Here is a 14786-nt window from a genome sequence, read left to right as displayed (position 1 = left end):
TGTGACGACACCTCTCATTGAAGCGCCCACCACTGACAATCGCCCGAGCCGCCCGTGGGAGCTGGCGACCGCCCATGTGGCGGGACGCGGCGAGGGCGATCCGCGCCGACGGGTCATGGTCGTCGACCCGGAGCCCGGGACAGGTCACATCCACCCCTCGAACCGCTGGGCGCATCGTCGTTGCGTTCATAAAGAACGCGGGTTTCCCGCAGACCGTCACATCCCCGAAATACTTGCGTCCCATCTCCTCCACCGCCCCGAACTACGGTGGACACCACAGCCCGGCCGACGTCGCCCGAAGGCATCGCACCCCAGCCCTCGCCCGACAGGAGCTCTGTGTCACGCCCCAGCAGCACGCGCCCGCGTTTCGCCCTGCCGCCCTGGCTCGCCCACACCCTCCGCGCCCAGCGCGGCCCCGTTCCCTGGAGCGCGGTCCTCCGGGGTGCGCTGGCCGCCGGGCCGCTGCTGCTGGCCGGTGTGCTGTCGGACCGCACCTCCCTCGGCGTCGTCGCCGCGCTCGGTGCCATGCTCGCCGGGATCAACGACCGGCCGGGCAGCCGGCGTTCCTCCGTCAGGCGGCTCGGCGTGCCCGCGTCCGCAGGGGCCCTCGGGCTGGTCGTCGGGACGTACGCCGGACAGCAGTTCGGAGCCGTGCCGCTGACCTTTCTCCTCACCGGCCTCGGGCTTCTGGCGGGCGGTATCAGCGCCATCGGGCCCGTCGCGTCCGGCGCCGGTACGCAACTGCTCGTCGCCGCCGCCATCGGGGCCGGGATGCCGTTGCCCGAGCCGGGCTGGGAACGGGCGCTGGTCTTCCTGGCGGGCGCCGGCTGGCTGCTCACCCTGCGGCTCGCGCTGCCCACCCCCGGAGGCAGCGCCGGTGACTTCCGGTTCGACGGGGAACGTACCGCCGTCGCCGACGTGTACGACGCCGTAGCCCGACTCCTCGACGCCGCCGGTACGGACGAGGCCGGTACCCGGCGCGTGGCCCTCACCGCCGCGCTCGACCAGGCCCAGGACGCGCTCGGGGGACCCCGGATCCGTCAGTACGCCAGTTCCGCGGACGAGCGGCGGCTGCGCACCCAGTACGCGGCCGCGCTGCCCCTCGCCGAGGCCGCGACAGCCCTCGCCTGGACCGGAGACGCCCTCCACGCGCGCGTGGCGGAAGGGCCCCGGCGTCTCGCCGCCGCCGTACGGACCAACACGCACACCGGGCCGCTGCCCGCCCCGGCCCGCTCCGCGCCGGGGCTGCGCGCCCTCGACGACGCGCTGCTGCACGCCGCCGACGCGTTCGACCGGGGCGGCGACACAGACGACCTGCACACCCGGCGCCGTGGCGTCGCGACCCTCCTCCGCACGGCTGTCGACTCCGGTGGGCGTGAGTACGGGCTGCGGGTGGCGCTCTGCTTCGGCGCCGGTGCGGCGGTCGCGCAGGCCACGCACCACGCCCATTGGTACTGGATTCCGGCCACCGCCGTCTTCCTCGTCAAGCCCGACCTCGGACCGCTCGTCTCGCGTGTCCTGTGCCGGGCGGCGGGGACGGTCCTCGGGGCCGTCGTCTTCGCCGGGTTCGCCGCCGTACTGCCGCGGCCCGAGGGGCTCGTCGCGCTGGTCGCAGTGAGCGGCGCGCTGATCCCGGTCGCCACCCGGCACTTCGCCGCCCAGACCGCCGTCGTCACGGTGCTCGTGCTCGCCCTGGTGATGGTGGGCGGCGAGCCCCAGGCGTCGTGGAACCGGATCCTGGAGACCCTGGTCGCCTGTGCCCTCGTACTCATCGTCGGGCATCTGCCCATGCCCGGGCAGCGGGGCGGGGGCGTACGGGCGCGGCTGACGCGGGCCGCCGAGGCCGCGCAGGACTACCTCCAGCATGTGATGAGCGGCTCGGACGACCGGCACGCGCGCTGGATGCTGCGTCGCGAGGCGTATCGCGCGCTCGCCGAGGCCCGTACGGCCATCGCGCACTCCGCTGCCGAACTGCCCGCGCTGGCACGGCACACCGAGGGAACGGAAGAGGTCGCCGCCACCCTCGAACGCATTGTCGACACTGCGACCGCCTGTGCCGTACACCTCGACGACACCGGACACCTCACCCGTCGGCACACCGAACACCTCACCGAACTCCTGGACGAACTCGCCGTGCGGCGCGAGCGTGCCGGGTTGCGCACGCGGGTTCCGGAGGCCGGCGAGAGGCCGCTCGCCGGCTGACGCCGACCGGTGCCCGCCCGTTCCCACGGTTGGCGCCGCCCAGGGCACGACCGCGCCGTACGGTGGCCGCATGACGCCTTCTCCCGCCGCCCCCGCGGATCTCGTCATCACCGGTTGCACCGCGCTCCGCCACACCGGCGCCGGCGACGCGATCGAGTTCACGGAGGACGCCTCGATCGTCGTACGCGGCGGGATCATCGAGGCGATCGGCGAGGGAGTCGACCTCCCGGACGCGGTCGAACGCATCGACGCGCGCGGGCAGTTGGCCATGCCAGGGCTCATCAACTGCCATACGCACGCCCCCATGGTGGCGCTGCGCGGGATCGCCGAGGACCTGCCCACCGAGGAGTGGTTCAACGACGTCGTGTGGCCGATCGAGTCCAACCTCACCGACATCGACGTGGAGTTGGGCGCGCGGCTCGCCTGCGCCGAGATGATCCGCGGCGGCGTCACCTGTTTCGCCGACCACTACTTCTCGATGGACACCGTGGCCGCGGTGGTCGAGGAGTGCGGGACGCGGGCGCATCTCGGAGAGGCGTACTTCTCCTCGCAGGGGCCGCAAGGGCGGGAGAGGTCACTGGAGTTCGCGCTCCGGCACCGGGGCGGCGCCGACGGCCGTATCACCACCGCCCTCGCCCCGCATGCCCCGTACACCGTCGATGACACCGACCTCGCCGCCACCGCAGACCTCGCCCGCACCCACGGCCTGTCCGTGCACATCCACGCCGCCGAGAACCGGGACCAGACCGACGCCAGTCTCGCCCGGCACGGTCTCACCCCGATCGAGGTCCTGGCCCGTACCGGCGTCCTGACCGGTGACCTAGACGTCCTCATCGCCCACGGCACCGGCGTCATCGAGCGTGACCTCCCCGTCCTGGAGCGCACCAACGGACGTACGGCCGTGGCGACCGCGCCCCGCGGATACCTCAGGTTCGCCTGGCCCACCACCACCCCGGTACGTGCCCTGCGCGAGATCGGCGTCCCCGTCGGACTGGCCACCGACGGCGCCGCCTCCAACAGCTCGCTCGACGTGTGGGACTCCATGGCACTCACCTCGCTGATCCAGAAGTCGACCGAGGGTGACCCCCGTTGGCTGACCTCCCGGCAGGCACTGGACCACGCCACGCTGCAGAGCGCACGGGCGGTGGGACTCGGCGAGCGGATCGGGAGCCTGGCGCCGGGCCGGAAGGCCGACATCATCCTCGTCGACCTCACCGGGCCGCACACCCAGCCCGTGCACGACCTCGCCGCCACCCTCGTCCACAGCGCCCGCTCCTCGGACGTCCGTACGACGATCGTCGACGGCCGCGTCCTCATGCGCGACCGCGAGCTCCTGACCCTCGATGTGCCGGAAATCGTCCGCGAGCTGGGGGAGCGGCTGCCCGCGCTCGTCGACCGGAGCCACGGCAGACGGATCCAGGAGTACGGCACATGAAACGTGCACACCTGACAACTCTGAACACCTGAAGTCTTTTCGCCGGCTCCGATGAGTTTCGCGTGCCCCACCGGTCCAACCCCTGGGAACAGACCGTTCCGCGACGGGGACTGGAGGGGCGATGACATTTCCGCGGATCGTTTCGCGCGACGAATGGCGGGCGGCACGCGAGGCGTTGCTGGTCAAGGAGGAGGTCGTCACGCGCGCGCGTGACGCGCTGAACGCCGAGCGGCGCGAACTGCCCGTGGTCGCGGTCGACGAGGAGTACGTGTTCGAGGGCGGCGACGGCAAGGCGACCCTGCTCGACCTCTTCGAGGGCCGCCGCCTGCTCGTCGTCCACCACTTCATGTTCGCCCCCGAGTGGGACGAGGGCTGCCCCGGCTGCTCCGAGTTCCTCGACCACGTCGGTCACCTGGCGCACCTGTGGGCACGCGACGCCTCCTTCGCGGTCGTCTCCCGGGCGCCGTACACGCGGATCCTGCCGTTCAAGGCGCGGATGGGGTGGACGGTGCCGTGGTTCTCGTCGTACGGCAACGACTTCAACCGCGACTTCCTGGTGACGTCCGAGAGCGCCGGGGAGGTCGTCGAGCGGTCCGGCGTGAGCTGCTTCCTGCGCGACCGTGACCGGGTCTTCCACACGTACTCGGCGTACGGGCGCGGCCTGGAAGGCCTCGGCTCGGCCGCCGGCTTCCTGGACCTCATGCCCCTGGGACCGGACGCGGACGGCGAGAGCGTGCGCCATCACGACGCGTACGACGACTGAAGCAGAAAGTGACAAAAGGGGTGCAGGGGATGTAACGGGATGAGTTCATTCCCACATCTGGCGGTGAACAGGTGTCAACTACGTCTCAGTACGGTCACCTGGCGAGGCCCTTTCCCCATGATGAGCGTTTAAGTCTATGAGATCGGCGCTACATGGAGGTGCAGGGTGAACGGGCGAAAGGTGCTCGAACGCTTTCCCGCCGGCGGGCCACGCGGTTCCTGGCCCGCGGAGGAGTTCGCGCGGGAGCGGCGGCTGGAGGGCCAGGCCGCGGAGGTCGTCATGGACCTCGCGACGGACACGTTCCTCGTGATCGTCCGGGGTGGGGGCGCAGGGGAGTGAGGCGGTCGTCGGGCCCCTCGCGAAGGGGGACGGGGCTCAGGCGCTGATTGGCCTCGACCAGGTGGGAATCGTCCCCGTCACCTGGCACAGGGCGAGGTACAGCGGTATGGGCGGGGTGTACGGGAGGGTGTCGTGCGGGCGGTGCAGCAGGGGCGGGACGCGCGGGGCGTCCAGGACCACCGCTCCCGTGGCGTAGTGCGCCGGGGCCGGCCACTCCAGGGCGTAGTCGGAGTCGGCGGGGACGAGCCACCACCAGTGACCCGCGTCCGCGTACACGCAGCCCACGCGCGGTAGCCGGGGGAGTATCTGGGGGCCGAAGCGGGCGGGCACGGCCACCGCGTCGCAGCCCAGGGGGGCGGTCATGCCGGCCGGTATCGGAAGGCGCAGGGGGGTTCCCGGGTGGGGCGGGCCGTGCAGACCGCGCTGCACGCGCATCAGTGTGTCCATGCTGACGACCCGGGCCCCCGTGGACGAACCCCTTACACCCATTCGGCCTCTGTCCCCGTCCCCGTGTTCGCGTGCTTCTGGAACCTGTGGCGCCCGTGGTGGCTGCCTGCGGCCTGTGTCTCGTCGGCGGGCTCCGGGTCGGGGTCGCCGGCCGTGCCGGGTCGTGGTGGTGGTGCGCCCCAGCCGAGATCGTTGCGGATCTCGGTGTCGTCGAGGGTGGCGGCGCCCGTGTCGGCTGCCCGGGCGAGTTCCGCCCAGACCAGCAGGCCGGGGCCGTGTTCCTGGGCGCCCCAGGCCCTGCACATGGCCTCTACGAGGAGCAGTCCCCTGCCACCCTCGTCATCGGCGCGCTGCGGTGACTGATGGGGTACGCCGGGCGCGCAGCCCTCGTCACGCACGGCTATGCGCACCAGGTCGGCGCCGTCGTGCAGCTCGCAGACTATGTGGCTGCTCGCGGTGTGCACGATGGCGTTGGTGACCAGCTCGGTGACGACCAGGGCCGCCGTGTCGCAGGTGTCCTCGCACACCGACCAGCCCGTGAGCCGGGCACGCGTCAGGCGCCGGGCCTGCGCGGGCGAGCCCGGATGGGCGGCCAGCTCGAAGCGGAACCGGCGCTCGGCCGCCGTACCGGGGCGCGGCAAGGCCACGGCCCCGGGACCGGAGCGGTCCGCGGCGGCGTCTGTTCCTAAGGGCGGGGACGGAATCACGCTTGCCACTATCTCCCCGCCATGAACACTTGGCAAGTGTCACTCTGAAAAATGCAGAGTGCGGTGTGACGAAGTGAAACGGCGTGGCACACTGCTCGCAACAGCACGCGGAGCGGCGCCAGTTGGGACTTTCGGCAGGTTTTCGAATAAACCTTCGAACAAAATCCCGGTGGCGCCGCCGGGCTGTCAGGAATCTTCACCGGCAGAGCCGGTGCTCGATGGAGGTGGAGCGTGAGCGAACCGCGGTCCGCGCCGACGGTCGGACAGGTCGTCCTGGGCCGGCGCCTGCTGGACCTGCGGGAGCGTGCGGGCCTGCGGCGTGAGGAGGCCGCGCGCATCCTCCGGGTCGCCCCCGCCACCGTCCGGCGTATGGAGATGGCGGAGGTCGCCCTCAAGATCCCGTACCTCCAGCTCCTCCTGAAGTCGTACGGCGTCTCGGACGACGAGGCCGACGCGTTCGTCCAGCTGGCCGAGGACGCCAATCAGCCCGGGTGGTGGCAGCGGTTCCACGACGTGCTGCCCGGCTGGTTCTCCATGCACGTCAGCCTGGAGGGCGCGGCGAGCCTCATCCGCCAGTACGAGCCGCACTTCGTCCCCGGACTGCTGCAGACCGAGGAGTACGCGCTCGGTGTCCTGAAATCGGGCGCCATCGGCCAGACCAGACCCGAGGACATCGAACGCCACGTCGCGCTGCGCATGGAACGCCAGAGCCTGCTCACCCGTGAGGGCGCGCCCCGGCTGTGGGTCGTGATGGACGAGACCGTTCTGCGCCGCCCGGTGGGCGGCCCGGAGGTGATGCGTGCGCAGATCGACACACTGCTCGAAGCCACGAACCTGCCCAATGTGACGCTCCAGGTCGCTCCCTTCCTGTCGGGGCCGCACCCGGGGACGTACGGGCCGTTCGTGCTCTTCCGTTTTGCCGTGCCGGAACTCCCGGACATGGTCTACAGCGAGTACCTGACCGGCGCCATCTATCTGGATTCGCGCACCGAGGTGGCCACCCACCTGGAGGTCATGGACCGCATGGCGGCTCAGTCCGCTACAGCACATCGCACGAAGGAGATCCTCCGGGATCTCCGCAAGGAGCTCTGAATCTCTGCATGGATCGCATGATGTCCAAGGCCCGGATGCGCCACGAGCGAATCAATGAGCTGACCACTGAACGGGTCGCCGAGCGGGTGAGTTCCCGTATCTACAACGGCATGCCCGCAGGTGAGCTGGGCAGCGAGGGCTGGCACAAGCCGTGGAGCGGCGGCAACGGCGGCAACTGCCTGGAGGCGATGAAGCTCGCCGACGGCCGGATCGCCCTGCGGCAGTCCACCGATCCCGAAGGCCCGGCGCTCATCTACACCACGGCCGAGATGCTCGCCTTCATCGAGGGCGCCAAGGCGGGGGAGGCCGACTTTCTGCTCTCCTGAGGTCCGGTTCCAGCCGTTCGTGTGTCGGCGGTTCCGTTGTGTTCAGTCAATTGCCTAATTTTGGTGCTCAGTTGATCACTTGCCACGTTAGACACCGCAGAAACTTACGGAGTTTGCCATGACCGGGCAGCACCCCATCGAGATCGACACCACCAAGCCTCATCCCGCGCGGATGTACGACTGGTATCTGGGTGGCAAGGACAACTACCCGGTCGACGAGGCGATGGGCCGGCAGATGCTCGCCCTCGACCCGCGGGTCCCGGTGATGGCGAAGGTCAACCGTGCGTTCATGCACCGCGCCACGCGCTGGCTGGCCGGGCACGGCGTCCGGCAGTTCCTGGACGTCGGCACCGGCATCCCGACCGAGCCGAACCTCCACCAGATCGCCCAGGAGATCGCGCCCGACGCGCGGGTCGTCTACTGCGACAACGACCCGATCGTGCTGGCCCACGCGGCGGCCCTGCTGCGCGGCACGGAGGAGGGCGTCACCGAGTACCTCCAGGCCGATGTGCGCGACCCGGACGCCATCATCGAGGGCGCGAAGAAGGTCCTGGACTTCGAGCGGCCCGTGGCGCTCTCCCTGGTCGCCCTGCTGCACTTCATCTCCGACCAGGACGGCGCGCACGAGCTGGTCGGCCGTCTGCTCGCCGCCCTGCCCGCCGGCAGCTATCTGATGATGACCCACGCGACCGCCGACTTCTCCCCGGAGGAGTCGGCGACGGCGACGGCGAAGCTCAGGGCCGCGGGCGTCACCCTCGCCCTGCGCTCCCGCACCGAGTTCGGCCACTTCTTCGACGGCCTCGATCTGGTCGAGCCCGGCGTCGAGGTGGTCGACAAGTGGCATCCGGAGCTGGGCGAGCCGGTCCCGGGCCAGGAGGACGGGGTGATTCCCGGATACGGGGCGGTGGGCCGCACGTCCTGACACGGAGGCGCGGGCCGGGGGCGGTGGGTCTACGAGTGCAGGCCCGTGGGAGATCCGCTCGATCGGCGGCGGTCCGACAGCGAACCCGCGCCGGACCGCCGCCGACGGTGACTGTCCGTCGGTCCGGCCGGGAACGCCGCCCCCATCAGGCCTCCGCAGGGACCTCCCTCACTCCGGTGGCAGGGCCTCGCAGAGCGCCTCCAGTGCCGCCCCGTACGCATGCTCGGAGGGTGCCGCGTACCCCACGACCAAACCGTCGGGCGCGATCGAACCCTGCCCTCTCTCCGGGAACTCCGGGTGGCGGAACTCCGCGAGCCCGTCGAGGGCGATTCCCCGCCAGGCCGCCGCCTTCACCGCCGACCGCTCCGTCCCGGGCGGCAGCCGCAGCACCGCGTGCAGTCCGGCCGCGACACCGGTGACCTCGACATGCGGTGCGTGCGTGGCGAGGGCGGCCACGAGCCGGTCACGTCGGCGCCGGTAACGCTGCCGCATGCGCCGCACATGACGGTCGTACGATCCGGACCCGAGGAAGTCCGCGAGTGCCAGTTGATCGAGTGCGCTCGTCCACCCCTCGCGTTCGCCCTTCAGCGCGAGTACGGGCTCCACATACCGCTCCGGGAGCACCATCCAGCCCAGCCGCAGCGCGGGGGACAGGCTCTTGCTCACCGAGCCGAGATGGATCACCCGCTCCGGGTCCAGGCCCTGGACGGCGCCGACCGGCCGGCGGTCGTAACGGAACTCCCCGTCGTAGTCGTCCTCCAGGATCAGCCCGCCACGCGCGCGTGCCCAGTCGATCACGGCCGCGCGGCGCTCGGGGTGCAGCGGGCCGCCGGTCGGGAACTGGTGCGCGGGGGTGAGCAGCACGGCTCGTTCCCGGCCGAGCAGACCGACCTGTGCGCCGTCCTCGTCGAGGGGCAGCGGCACGGTCCGTACCCCGGCCCCGGCCAGCAGCTCCCGGTGGAAGCCGAGTCCGTACGCCTCCACGGCCAACGGCCCGCGCAGTACGGCGTCCGCGCCCCCGCTGCCGCTCGTGCCGCCGAAGAGGAGCCGCAGGGCGTGTGCGAACCCTGAGCAGATGACGATGCGTCCGGGCTCCGTACGAACGCCACGCGCGCGTGCCAGGTACGTCGCGAGCGCCTCCCGCAGTTCGGCCCGGCCGGCCGGGTCACCGGGCCCGAACGCCTCGTTCGGCGCCTGCTGGACCGCCCGCCGGTAGGAGGCCAGCCAGGCGGAACGCGGGAACCCCGACGTGTCCGGCTTGCCCTGGCGCAGGTCGTGGCGCGGCCCACGCGCGCGTGGAGGTGCTTTTACGGGGACGCGGGCCGCCGTGACGGGTTCGGCCCGCTCGGCGACCCGGGTGCCCGACCCCTGGCGGGCGGTCAGCCAGCCCTCGGCGACGAGTTCGGCGTACGCGTCGGCCACCGTGTTGCGGGCCACGCCGAGATCGGCGGCGAGGGAACGGTACGGAGGCAACAGGGTGCCCGGTGTGAGCCGGCCGCTGCGGACGGCGTCCCGCAGGGCACCGATCAGCGCGGCCCGCCGCCCGCCGGACCCCGGAGGCCCCAGCTCCAGATGCAGGTCGGCGCCGATGCGCTCGGCGGAATTGACCCATGTTTCTGCCACGAAAATGAACCCTACACTCGGTCTTTACGGCCCGTAGATTCATGGTCATGACGACGAACACGAACACCGTGAACCCCACGACCGCCCACTTCGACGGTGCTGCCCAAACGCCCCGCCTGAACCTCGCGAAGACGGCACCCAAGGTCTTCCGTGCCCTCGTCGGCTTCGACGCGGCGGCCCGCGAGGGCCTCGACCCGGCGCTCGTCGAGCTGATCCAGATCCGCGCCTCGCACCTCAACCACTGCGCCTACTGCCTCCACATGCACACCAACGACGCGCGCAAGGCGGGCGAGAGCGAGGACCGGCTGCACCTGGTCGCGGTGTGGCGCGAGGCCCGCCACTTCTACACCCCGAGGGAACAGGCGGCGCTGGCCCTCACGGAGGCCGTCACCCTGGTCGCCGACGCCGGCGTCCCGGACGACGTCTACACCGAGGCCGCGGCCCACTTCGACGACCGGGAACTGGCCCAGGTCCTGTCCCTGATCCTCACGATCAACACCTGGAACCGGGTGGCCCTGGCGACCCGCAAGGTGGCGGGCACGGACGAGCGCTGAGCCCCGTCCGACACGTCCGACACGTCCGACACGGGCGACACGGGCGGCACGGGCGGGAACGGGCCGGGACGGTCACACGGTCATCGGCCGGTCGTACGGCCCTATGGGCGCGGGCAGTTGCGTACGGCCCATCAGCCGGCGGTCCACGGCCGCCGCGACCGCTCGCCCCTCCGCTATCGCCCACACGATCAGCGACTGCCCGCGGGCCGCGTCCCCCGCCGCGTACACGCCAGGCACGTTCGTCGCGAAGTCCGCGTCACGGGCGATGGTGCCGCGCGGGTCGAGGGTGAGTCCGAGCTGGTCGATCAGTCCGTCCTCCCGGTCGGGCCCGGAGAAGCCGAGGGCGAGCAGCACCAGGTCGGCGGGAAGCGTCCGCACGGATCCGGGCAACGGCCGGCGCTCCGCGTCCACCTCGGCGAGGTGCAGCGCCCTCACATGCCCGTCCCGGTCGCCAGAGAAGTGCAGCGTGGACGCCGCGAAGAGCCGGGCGTCGGCGTCGGCGGCGGGCGCCGACTCCAGGTCACGGGCCTCCTCGTGCGCGGCCGACAGCCGGTAGACCTTCGGGTACGTCGGCCAGGGATCGGCGTCCTCGTCGCGTTCCGCTCCCGGCTGGGCGTAGATGTCCAACTGGGTGACGGATGCCGCACCTTCACGCACCGCGGTGCCCAGACAGTCGGCCCCGGTGTCACCGCCGCCGACGATGACGACATGCTTCCCGGCGGCGGACATCGGGGACACCGCCAGATCCCCCTGGCACACCCGGTTGGCCAGCGGCAGATACTCCATCGCCTGCTGGACGCCTGCCAACTCCCTCCCGGGAAGCGGCAGTTCACGCCACGCCGTGGCCCCCACGGCCAGCACCACGGCGTCGTGGCGCGACCGCAGTTCGGCGGCTTCGACATCCCGCCCGACGGCGGTCGACGTACGGAACTTGGTCCCCTCGGCGCGCATCTGCTCGATACGCCGCTCCAGATGGTGCTTCTCCATCTTGAAGCCGGGGATGCCGTACCGCATCAGCCCGCCGATCCGGTCGTCCTTCTCGTACACGACGACGGTGTGTCCGGCCCGGGTCAGCTGCTGGGCCGCGGCGAGCCCGGTGGGCCCCGACCCGATCACCGCGACCGTACGACCCGACAGCCGGTCCGGCGGCCTCGGCGGCGCGAAGCCGTCGGACAGGGCCCGGTCCGCGATGGCCACCTCGACGTTCTTGATGGTCACCGCGGGCTGGTTGATGGCCAGCACACAGCCCGCCTCACAGGGCGCGGGGCACAACCGCCCGGTGAACTCGGGGAAGTTGTTCGTGGCGTGCAGCCGGTCGCTCGCCGCGCGCCAGTCCTCCCGGGAGACCAGGTCGTTCCACTCGGGGATGAGATTCCCGAGCGGACAGGCCTCGTGGCAGAACGGGACACCGCAGTCCATGCATCGATCGGCCTGCCCGCTGACGATGGGGAGCAGCGCGCCGGGGACGTACACCTCGTCCCAGTCACGGACCCGCTCCTCGACGGGCCTGCGCGGCCAGTCGAGGCGTGCTCTGGTGAGAAAACCCTTGGGATCGCCCATGACCGTGTCCTCGCCGTCTCCTCTGCGTACGCATGACGGGCCGTGCGTCATCGGGCGGCACTCTCCTCCGGCCACGATACGACCCCTCGACCCCGCTCGCCGAGTGGGCCGGACAAGGCCCTAGGCGACGGCCAGGACGTACAGCACCGCGGCGGCCCCCGAGGCGACCGTGCGTATGTGGTTCCACAGGGTCCACTCGCGCACGTACACGGGCCAGTAGGCGGCGGCCTCCGCAGAGCCCGGCTCCAGTTCCATCAGGGCGTTGTTGCGCGGCACGTTCGCGCCCATGGTGAGCCCGAACGAGCCGAGCAGATAGAGCGCGCTGCCCGTCAACAGCTCCACGGCGCCGTCGGTCGGCCACACGACGAGCGTGACCACGACGATCACCAGACACAGGGCGGCCGACCCGAGGAACACGAGCATGAAGGGCGGGTGCAACGCGGTGACGTTGATGGCCCGCATCGCCGCGACGCCCTGCGCGGGCGGCAGCGCGGCGAGCCCCCTCATCACGAAGGTCGAGAAACCGCAGAAGACCCCGGCCACCAGCCCGGTACCGAGCACACCCAGCACCACGAGTACGAAAAACGCCCCATCGATCATGCAGACTCCCCCGTCGCTCCCCATCAGTCCCCACCAGTGAACCCCCTGCCACTGACAATGCCCCTGTCCGACCGGCGCGGCGACCCCGGGAGCAGCCAGGTCACGGAGGCCGCCGCCCGCTCACCCCGACTCGGCCCCGGCGCCGTCCCTCGTCTCCGTGCCCGCACCCCCACCCGCTTCCGTCCCCCATTCCCTGAGCCTCGCCTCGACGCCCCCGGCGATCCGTCGGCGTGCCTCGTGCCGGGCGACCCCGCTCATCAGCAACGCGTCGTACGCCGTGTCCACATGCCGTACGGACGCCACGACCGCCGAGATCACCGCCCCCTCGGACAACGCCCGCCCCGCCGCACTCCGCCCCACCCGCCCGCTGCCACGCACCGAGGCGTGCCCGGCGACGGCCTCCGCCCGATCCGTCGGGCATCCCGGAAACAGCCGGCGGATCTCCCGCGCGAACGCCTCCGCGAACCGCAGGTCCTCCGCGGCCCGCCGCCGTGCGTCCCGGACCCGGCGCCGCTGCCGTGCCTCGGCGTCCGCCAGGCATCGCACCTCGGCGCGGGCGAGCCCCGCCTCCTCGACCAGAACGCCCTGCCTTTCGTACCGCCCCTTCCGACGGTTGAACCGCACGACCACCGCCCACAGCCCGCTCTCCTCCCGCGACCTGCGTGTCAACGCGGTGTCGCCCCTGGGCAGGAACACCAGATGCCCGAGATCGGCACAGTCGAGACAGCGAGGCGCCCCCTCCTCCGGCACGAGCAACGACAGGGGCCCACGGCGGCACTCGGCGCAGTGCCGACGCCTGAGCGGCTGCACGACGAGAAGCGCGGCACGGAGCGGGGGAGTCGCACGGCTGTCCACAGGTACTTATTTCCCCACTCGGACCAGGAATCCCCGCGTGGATCCGGCCCCTTCGAAGCCGCCCGTCTCCGGAGCACCCGCGACCGGCATCATGGGCGGTGTGCGACTGGAACCGATCACCTGGGACCGCCTCGGCGACCTCCTCGCCGAACGCGTGCTCGACCTGAAGCCGGACGACGGCAGCCCCTGGCCGCGCATCGCCTTCGACGGAGCCCCGGCGGCCCGCCCTGGAGAGCTCGCCGAACGGGTGGCCGAGGCGCTGCGCATCCGTGGCCGGCCCTCCCTCGCCGTAGCCACCGCCGGATTTCTGCGCCCCGCCTCCCTCCGGCTGGAATACGGCCACGAGGACGTGGACGCCTACTACGACGGCTGGTTCGACACCGGCGCCCTCTGGCGCGAGGTCTTCGGCCCCCTCGAACCCGGCGGTGACGGCCGCGTCCTGCCCGACCTGCGCGACCCGCTCACCGACCGCTCCACTCGCAGCCCCTACGTCCAACTCCCGCCCGGCGGGCTCCTGTTGTTGCACGGTCCTCTCCTGCTGCGCCACTGGTTCCCGTTCGACCTGACCGTTCACGTCCTTCTCTCCCCGGCGGCCCTGCGTCGCCGTACCCCCGAGGCCGAGCACTGGACCCTGCCCGCCTTCGAGCGCTACGAGAACGAGACGGACCCCGCGGCCACGGCCGACGTCCTGATCCGCGCGGACGATCCGCGCCACCCGGCGTGGAACGGCTGACCCGCCCGCCCCGGCAGTCCGGTCCGGCGCCGTACGAGGAGCCCGAAAACCGCGGACTTCCGGGTGCGCATCATCGGGAGCGCGGCGAGAATGTAGGGCGCCGGGACTAGCGGTGCCCTCCGTGCCGCGCCGGCCGTCCGGCACCGGGAGGTACTTCATGACCACCGCCGGAGACATCATGCATCGCGGCGCCCAGTGGATTCCCGCCCACCAGACCCTCGACCGGGCCGCCCAGATGATGCGCGAGCTCAACGTGGGTGCCCTGCCGATCAGCGACGAGAACGAACGCCTCTGCGGCATCCTCACCGACCGGGACATCGTCGTCGGCTGTGTGGCCATGGGCCACGACCCGGCCAGGGTCACCGCGGGCGAGATGGCCCAGGGCACCCCGCGCTGGATCGACGCGAGCGCGGATGTCAGCGAAGTGCTCGACGAGATGAAGGACCACCAGATCCGCCGGCTCCCGGTGATCGAGAACAAGCGTCTGGTCGGCATGATCAGCGAGGCCGACCTGGCCCAGCACCTCACGGACGACCAGATCGCGTCCTGGGCCGAGACCGTCTACGCCAGGACCACGATGCGCTGACCCCACCGGACCGCCACCCACCCTCGCCCGGCCGCCCGCGCC

Annotated in this window: 16 protein-coding genes; 10 read left to right on the top strand and 6 right to left on the bottom strand. The window is 71.7% G+C overall.

The genetic code is table 11. From position 1 onward, the window contains the following. The first annotated feature begins 336 nt into the window (after positions 1-336). The 4 genes from STRTUCAR8_RS45085 (at position 337) to STRTUCAR8_RS53630 (ending at position 4739) form a co-directional block, all read left to right on the top strand. Entirely contained in the window at positions 337-2202 is a 1866-nt protein-coding gene (locus STRTUCAR8_RS45085; protein ID WP_006383208.1) for an FUSC family protein, read from the top strand. A 70-nt stretch (positions 2203-2272) separates the two neighbouring features. After that, complete coding sequence (locus STRTUCAR8_RS45080) at positions 2273-3637, top strand: amidohydrolase (RefSeq protein WP_006383164.1); 1365 nt, start codon at positions 2273-2275, stop codon at positions 3635-3637. 121 nt (positions 3638-3758) lie between these two features. Next, a complete protein-coding gene (locus STRTUCAR8_RS45075; RefSeq protein ID WP_006383191.1) occupies positions 3759-4400 on the top strand; it encodes a DUF899 domain-containing protein in 642 nt (213 codons plus the stop codon). A gap of 165 nt (positions 4401-4565) precedes the next feature. Continuing rightward, positions 4566-4739 (top strand): hypothetical protein, encoded by a 174-nt coding sequence (locus tag STRTUCAR8_RS53630; protein WP_006383226.1) that lies wholly within the window; start codon positions 4566-4568, stop codon positions 4737-4739. 36 nt (positions 4740-4775) lie between these two features. On the opposite strand, the gene STRTUCAR8_RS45070 is transcribed toward STRTUCAR8_RS53630, so the two are convergent. After that, positions 4776-5228, bottom strand: coding sequence for a hypothetical protein (locus STRTUCAR8_RS45070; protein WP_044473989.1), 453 nt, complete (start codon positions 5226-5228; stop codon positions 4776-4778). Then, a complete protein-coding gene (locus STRTUCAR8_RS45065) occupies positions 5219-5902 on the bottom strand; it encodes an ATP-binding protein (protein ID WP_044473988.1) in 684 nt (227 codons plus the stop codon). The genes STRTUCAR8_RS45070 and STRTUCAR8_RS45065 overlap by 10 nt, the downstream gene beginning before the upstream one ends. 222 nt (positions 5903-6124) lie before the next feature. Here STRTUCAR8_RS45065 and STRTUCAR8_RS45060 point away from each other — a divergent pair, with 222 nt between their 5' ends. The 3 genes from STRTUCAR8_RS45060 to STRTUCAR8_RS45050 all read left to right on the top strand — a co-directional run bounded on the left by STRTUCAR8_RS45060 (position 6125) and on the right by STRTUCAR8_RS45050 (position 8233). After that, the gene (locus STRTUCAR8_RS45060) at positions 6125-6985 is read left to right on the top strand and encodes a helix-turn-helix domain-containing protein (protein WP_006383216.1); all 861 of its coding nucleotides are present in this window, start codon (positions 6125-6127) and stop codon (positions 6983-6985) included. A gap of 110 nt (positions 6986-7095) precedes the next feature. After that, positions 7096-7311 carry a DUF397 domain-containing protein gene (locus STRTUCAR8_RS45055; RefSeq protein ID WP_086025877.1) on the top strand — a complete coding sequence of 72 codons (216 nt, stop codon included), beginning with the start codon at positions 7096-7098 and terminating at the stop codon, positions 7309-7311. 118 nt (positions 7312-7429) lie between these two features. Next, positions 7430-8233 carry an SAM-dependent methyltransferase gene (locus tag STRTUCAR8_RS45050; protein ID WP_006383225.1) on the top strand — a complete coding sequence of 268 codons (804 nt, stop codon included), beginning with the start codon at positions 7430-7432 and terminating at the stop codon, positions 8231-8233. Between the two features lie 168 nt (positions 8234-8401). Here the strand turns inward: STRTUCAR8_RS45050 and pdxR are convergent, their stop codons facing one another. Then, entirely contained in the window at positions 8402-9856 is a 1455-nt protein-coding gene (gene pdxR / locus STRTUCAR8_RS45045; protein ID WP_006383224.1) for a MocR-like pyridoxine biosynthesis transcription factor PdxR, read from the bottom strand. Between the two features lie 47 nt (positions 9857-9903). Here pdxR and STRTUCAR8_RS45040 point away from each other — a divergent pair, with 47 nt between their 5' ends. Beyond that, entirely contained in the window at positions 9904-10410 is a 507-nt protein-coding gene (locus STRTUCAR8_RS45040; protein WP_044473995.1) for a carboxymuconolactone decarboxylase family protein, read from the top strand. A gap of 72 nt (positions 10411-10482) precedes the next feature. Here STRTUCAR8_RS45040 and STRTUCAR8_RS45035 read toward each other — a convergent pair whose 3' ends face one another. The 3 genes from STRTUCAR8_RS45035 to STRTUCAR8_RS45025 all read right to left on the bottom strand — a co-directional run bounded on the left by STRTUCAR8_RS45035 (position 10483) and on the right by STRTUCAR8_RS45025 (position 13425). After that, a complete protein-coding gene (locus STRTUCAR8_RS45035) occupies positions 10483-11970 on the bottom strand; it encodes a glutamate synthase subunit beta (protein WP_044473987.1) in 1488 nt (495 codons plus the stop codon). Positions 11971-12090: 120 nt separating this feature from the next. Beyond that, complete coding sequence (locus STRTUCAR8_RS45030; RefSeq protein ID WP_006383167.1) at positions 12091-12570, bottom strand: anthrone oxygenase family protein; 480 nt, start codon at positions 12568-12570, stop codon at positions 12091-12093. 120 nt (positions 12571-12690) lie between these two features. Then, positions 12691-13425 carry a DUF2293 domain-containing protein gene (locus STRTUCAR8_RS45025; RefSeq protein WP_006383186.1) on the bottom strand — a complete coding sequence of 245 codons (735 nt, stop codon included), beginning with the start codon at positions 13423-13425 and terminating at the stop codon, positions 12691-12693. Positions 13426-13516: 91 nt separating this feature from the next. Here STRTUCAR8_RS45025 and STRTUCAR8_RS45020 point away from each other — a divergent pair, with 91 nt between their 5' ends. Both STRTUCAR8_RS45020 and STRTUCAR8_RS45015 read left to right on the top strand, forming a co-directional pair. Next, positions 13517-14158 carry a nucleoside/nucleotide kinase family protein gene (locus tag STRTUCAR8_RS45020; RefSeq protein ID WP_044473994.1) on the top strand — a complete coding sequence of 214 codons (642 nt, stop codon included), beginning with the start codon at positions 13517-13519 and terminating at the stop codon, positions 14156-14158. 157 nt (positions 14159-14315) lie between these two features. Continuing rightward, on the top strand, positions 14316-14744 hold the full coding sequence (locus STRTUCAR8_RS45015; protein ID WP_006383229.1) for a CBS domain-containing protein: 429 nt from the start codon (positions 14316-14318) through the stop codon (positions 14742-14744). Positions 14745-14786 lie beyond the last annotated feature (42 nt).

This window comes from Streptomyces turgidiscabies Car8 (genome assembly GCF_000331005.1).
Lineage (GTDB): Bacteria > Actinomycetota > Actinomycetes > Streptomycetales > Streptomycetaceae > Streptomyces > Streptomyces turgidiscabies.
The sequence above is the reverse complement of the archived record's forward strand: the minus strand, read 5'-3'. Positions and strand labels throughout refer to the sequence as shown.